We start from the raw sequence: 5,003 nt of genomic DNA, 5'->3' as shown, positions 1-5,003 counted from the left end.
GTTTGGGTCTAGTTTAGTGATTAAGGCGTTCAAATTGGGTTATGCGGTCGCGTGCTTCACACCTTAATTGGGCGTTAGGAAAAATTAATGAAGTTCGGCGATTTTAAAGACATTATTGTAAATAATTCTGAGGTTGTACTCGACAGCATCTTGGACGATGGTTTATTGAAAGACATTCCAATCATTAATAATTTGGTTGATCTTTACAATGTTAAAACAACGATTAGTGACAAGATTTTCTATAAAAAAGTAGTTAGCTTTTATGAGTCTTTTTCAGATGTGAATCGGGATTCTTTCGCCCAGTGGAATACATGGGTTAATGAAAATTTGGACTCTGCGGAAAAAATAGCAAGCACTCTTGTACTTCATATCGACTCTCAAAGTGATCTTGTTAAATGCAAAATTGCAGGTCACTTATTCAAGAAATTGGTGGAAGAGAAAATATCTTTAAGAGACTTCGAGGCGTATCTTTATGTGACTTCAACGTGTTCTGTGAGAGATATAAGGAAGCACTGTGTAGATGGTGGCGATCAGTCGTCTTCTACAGAAGCATCGTTATCTCAAAGGTTGCAGTTTGTTGGCTTCTATTCTTTTACTCCAGAATCATTGAGTCAAAGTGAAAAGTTAGAGTATGAAATCACAGATAGAGGGTGCGATTTCATTAATATGATGGAAGATTTTCATTGGTAAAATTTTCCTAACAAGCAATTCAAGCTGATTCGCAACGCTCGGCGCTTTTGGTTTCAACTTGTTTGGTGATTACGGTGCAGTGTTTTAGTGAGGTGGCAGCGTTGCTCACAACTTAATTGGGCGTTATATGCCTTATCGAATTCGGAGAATATATGGACATATTGGTTGAACAAGAAATTGAGCTTCATCAGTACGAGACGCGTCAGAGCTTACCTGATATTGAACGCCTGATTCATCCCAGTTTTTCTGAAGTTGGTAAATCAGGCACCAGTTATGACTTTACTTCCATCATTGAAATGATGAGCTCAGAAGAACCTTCAGAAGTTCGGGTTCATTCTCAAAACTATGAATGTGTTCAACTTGAACCATCGGTTCACTTACTTAAGTATGAGTCTGCTTTATTGGCCCCGTCAGGTGAGGTTAGCGATTATGCCAAACGCTGTTCTATCTGGGCTTTCAACGGTATTTGTTGACAATTGAAGTTTCATCAAGGGACACCATGTCCTGCTTTTGAATTAGTCTAAAATCATGCTTGGAAAAAGGCATATAACAATAAATTTAAGAGTGATTCACAACGCTTGGCGCTTTCACTTCAAGCCAGTTTAGTGTTTATGGCACAATGCTTTAGGTCGGGTGGTTAGTGTTGTTCACACCTTAATTTGGCGTTATGTTTACTTGTATTTCAAGGGCTTAAAGTTCTTAGGCTGAAGTTCTTTGTCCCTCTGGCAATCCGTCCCTAGTAGACTCAGCAAATCCGCATTGTCGGTCTAAGTTCTTGAATCTCTCAGCCCGTAAAACATGCCAATGTTCGCGGGTTGCTTCATTGTCAGGTCGTGGCGGTCGGCTTCTTGTTTAACTGGCTCAAAGTCGCTTTCAGGTTCATTACTAAGCAGCATTTCAGCTTGGCAGTGGCCTCGGCAATTCAGCGCTGTTTTGCGCTTTGGTTGGAAAGAAAGGGCACTTGTTGGAGCCTAGTCAGGTTTCCTCATTGGGCAGGGAAGTGGCATTACTCGTTTCTGGTTGGTCGCCTTTGGTGGTCAAGTTGGTTTCAGTCTTGTGGTTTGCTTCAGAGAACTAGTTAGAAATAGCAGTTCTTTCTCAAGTAAATCAATCGTTTGTGGTAAAACATAACAATAAATTCAAGCAGATTCGTAACGCTCGGCATTTTTGCTTTGAATCAGCTTCAGTGTTTACGGCACAATGGTTTAGGTGGGTGGTAGCGTTACTCACTACTTAATTTGGCGTTAGCACACAGGTTCAACATTCGTGATGAAGGAAAGAGTAAATGTCCAAAGATGAAACGCTTCTAGATTGTGGAAACTGCAATCAGAAGACTGCTCATAGAAGGTTAAGCACATCTGAAGTTGAAGAGCAGCAGAGGGAAAAGAACAGTACTAAGTTCCGCATTCTCAATATCGTTTTTGGTGTTTTACTGGGCTCAAGTAAGTCAGAGTCGCAGATTAGCTATTTTAGGTGTAAGGTTTGCAACGCTGAACATGATAGCAACGAAGGTATGCCTCACGGTTGGGGTTAGTTCATTCGTAACCCTATGTGCTAACAAGCAATTTAAGAGGGATTCACAACGCTCGGCATTTTTGCTTCTACTTCAATTTTAGTGTTTATGGCACAATGTTTTAGGTTGGGTGGAGGCGTTGTTCACCCCTTAATTGGGCGTTATGTGCTCTTCTGTCCCGTTACCTATTGATTTTAAGTAAATTATCTCCATATCTACAATTACAAACTTGATCGCATTGAGACATTTAAATGACTAAAGAAGAGTTGTTGGAAAAGATTGAAAGTAAAGAGGCGCAACTTCTCAAAGCGCAGTCTGAAAGTACTGCTTGGAACAGAGGTAAGTATAACAAAAGCTCTATCGCGGAAGTCTCAAAAGTCTTTGTGAGTTCTCTACAGTCTGAAATCGCAGATCTCGAAAACCAGTTATCAAAACTAGAATCTTAAAGCCGCTAGAGTGTCTGTTTTGGCAATATAGTGAATGACTTTTAAGTTTAAGACAAATTGGTAGCTAAAAGCCCTTAATAAGGGCTTTCTCATTAGGTTACTTATGGTTGTGTGTTTTCAAACTTGGATGTTTGGACTTGTTTTCTGGAGTAACACGACGTCTCTGGTCTGTTTTTCCAGTAGATATCGCTTTAGGTTTTGGTCCACGTTTAATGCTCATATATGTCACCTCTATAAGCTGATTGTTAGCAAAATTGCTTGGCGTATTATACTAGTAGCTTAACTGGGTGTAAAATCAGTACTGTATACTAAAGCAGGTTTCTTTATTGTTCGAAAACGAGCACATAACAAGCAATTTAAGAGGGATTCACAACGCTTGGCACTTTTGCTTCTACTTCAGTTTTAGTGTTTATGGCACAATGCTTTAGGTTTGTGTGGAGGCGTTGTTCACCCCTTAATTGGGCGTTAACTATATTTAGGAAATATTGCGTGGCTGACAATACAAAGACACCGATGTTTGGCGATTGGGGTGCATTTACTTTGAACCCAGACTTTACCGCTAAGTATAAGTACCATGAAAAACTAACAGTACACGGTCAGTCTGTCGTTAACATACCTTTGTTTGCGAAAAATAATAGGGTTCCAAACCACGTTATAATTGGCAATGCTATCTCGAACAACATAGCCATACCAAGGCAACCAAAAAAGCAAGAAGGTAAAATTCGAGGCAAATCTGGTGAGCTTCTCTTTGAAGCCCTTGTCGAGGGCTCCATAGATATGAATGAAGTGGAATTCGACCATGAAGGTTGGGATTTTGAAGTGGAGCGCTCTGGTTGTAAAGTTGAAGTGAAAACTACAGCTCCAGATGGTAATAAATCAGGGAACGCAAACCTTTCACAAGGGGACAAACCTGACATTTACATAATTTTTAAGTTTAATAATACTGGGCGGTTTTCAAACGCATATCTTGTCCCAGTTGATGTTATGAAAGCTAGAACCGGTAGAGTTCCATCTAGTCTAAAAATCAACGAAAACTCCTGGGTCACAAGATTTGAAATATCACTGAAAGAGATTCAATTATTTTTTGAATTAGCTCAGTGCTATCCGGGTGTTTTCTTGAACTTCAATTATAAACAGCACACAGATAAAGTGGTCTTGAAGTATCCATACTGTCTTGATCTGGTTAGTTGCTTTTGTCGAGAGTATTCATTTGATGTAAATCAGCTTTTTGTAAACCCTGAAGAATGGTGGCGTATATATTTAGGTGTTCGTGCTACAACCTCAAATCATGAAGTGCCAGTAAATTGGTGTTGGTCACATATATAGTTAACAAACTGTTTAAGAGTGATTCGCAACGCGTGGCATTTTTACTATGCGTTGCGGTTGGTGTTTAAGGTGTTATGCGGCGGCTTTGGCATTGCGTTGCTCACACCTTAACAGGGCGTTATATGATTACAGTAGAATTTGGAGATAAATTTGAGTCAGTTTATTAGTTCGTTGATGGGACCAAATGGCGTAATTTTACTTGGGGCGTTAATCAGCGCCGCAGGAGTGTTGTGGTCCTCAGTTCAACAAGGTGAAGTTAATAATAAACTACAAAGCCAAAGTGATGAAATAGTCACGAAGACTAAGAAAATCGAAGAACAGGGTGAAAAGCTAGTAGAACAAAGTGATACAATAACTCTATTAAATCATGAGCTTATCAGTCATACGACTGGAGGTGATAGCTACCCTGAGCTGATAATTTCATCTTTGAATGATATGACGAATAAAGGTGGTTTAGTTATATCCAACAATAGTGACAAGTACAATATGTTTGATCTTCAACTTCGTATAGTTGATTTGGACTCTAAAGCTCCTCGAACCATCGAAAATATACTGGGAGATGACGTCCTTATAAATGTAAATAACCTTGCTCCAAAGACAGTCATGACTCACTCTATGGTTACACTTGGAAATATCAATGTTATAGAAAAGAAGTTTAATATTTTCAGCCAAACTAGAAATGGCAATTTTACCCAATTCCTAAGACTGCAAAAGGTTAATGGTCACTGGGAAGTCGCTACGATGATTAAAAATGCACAAAATGATGTACTCAAAGAGAAAATTTCAAATGACTTTCCACGAAATGTGAATGGTGAGGTTGTTTGGTAAACATCATATAACAAGCAATTTAAGAGGGATTCACAACGCTTGGCACTTTTGCTTCTTCTTCAGTTTAGTGTTTATGGCACAATGCTTTAGGTTTGGGTGGAGGCGTTGTTCACCCCTTAATTGGGCGTTATGTGCTTGGAGAAAATATGCAATATATCGAAGTCAAAAGTAGCGATATTCCACTAGATTTATTGCTTGAA

Annotated in this window: 6 protein-coding genes; all 6 read left to right on the top strand. The window is 39.2% G+C overall.

From position 1 onward, the window contains the following. Positions 1-87 precede the first annotated feature (87 nt). The 6 genes from ACHUFZ_RS21005 to ACHUFZ_RS20980 all read left to right on the top strand — a co-directional run bounded on the left by ACHUFZ_RS21005 (position 88) and on the right by ACHUFZ_RS20980 (position 4,803). Complete coding sequence (locus tag ACHUFZ_RS21005; RefSeq protein WP_394128687.1) at positions 88-690, top strand: hypothetical protein; 603 nt, start codon at positions 88-90, stop codon at positions 688-690. 152 nt (positions 691-842) lie between these two features. Then, entirely contained in the window at positions 843-1,163 is a 321-nt protein-coding gene (locus ACHUFZ_RS21000; RefSeq protein WP_394128686.1) for a nuclear transport factor 2 family protein, read from the top strand. A gap of 812 nt (positions 1,164-1,975) precedes the next feature. Beyond that, positions 1,976-2,224, top strand: coding sequence for a hypothetical protein (locus ACHUFZ_RS20995; protein WP_394128685.1), 249 nt, complete (start codon positions 1,976-1,978; stop codon positions 2,222-2,224). Between the two features lie 230 nt (positions 2,225-2,454). Next, the gene (locus tag ACHUFZ_RS20990; RefSeq protein WP_104027266.1) at positions 2,455-2,649 is read left to right on the top strand and encodes a hypothetical protein; all 195 of its coding nucleotides are present in this window, start codon (positions 2,455-2,457) and stop codon (positions 2,647-2,649) included. A 489-nt stretch (positions 2,650-3,138) separates the two neighbouring features. Further along, positions 3,139-3,975, top strand: a complete 837-nt coding sequence (locus ACHUFZ_RS20985) for a hypothetical protein (RefSeq protein WP_394128684.1) — start codon at positions 3,139-3,141, stop codon at positions 3,973-3,975. A 150-nt stretch (positions 3,976-4,125) separates the two neighbouring features. Next, entirely contained in the window at positions 4,126-4,803 is a 678-nt protein-coding gene (locus ACHUFZ_RS20980; protein ID WP_394128683.1) for a hypothetical protein, read from the top strand. Positions 4,804-5,003 lie beyond the last annotated feature (200 nt).

It is taken from the genome of Vibrio hepatarius, from assembly GCF_043642085.1.
GTDB classification, from domain to species: domain Bacteria; phylum Pseudomonadota; class Gammaproteobacteria; order Enterobacterales; family Vibrionaceae; genus Vibrio; species Vibrio hepatarius_C.
The sequence above is the reverse complement of the archived record's forward strand: the minus strand, read 5'-3'. Positions and strand labels throughout refer to the sequence as shown.

Excerpts from the sequence above, each read along its gene's own strand:
- ACHUFZ_RS20990 (WP_104027266.1), top strand. The coding sequence starts at position 2,455 with ATGACTAAAGAAGAGTTGTTGGAAAAGATTGAAAGTAAAGAGGCGCAA.
- ACHUFZ_RS21000 (WP_394128686.1), top strand. The coding sequence starts at position 843 with ATGGACATATTGGTTGAACAAGAAATTGAGCTTCATCAGTACGAGACG.
- ACHUFZ_RS21005 (WP_394128687.1), top strand. The coding sequence starts at position 88 with ATGAAGTTCGGCGATTTTAAAGACATTATTGTAAATAATTCTGAGGTT.
- ACHUFZ_RS20995 (WP_394128685.1), top strand. The coding sequence starts at position 1,976 with ATGTCCAAAGATGAAACGCTTCTAGATTGTGGAAACTGCAATCAGAAG.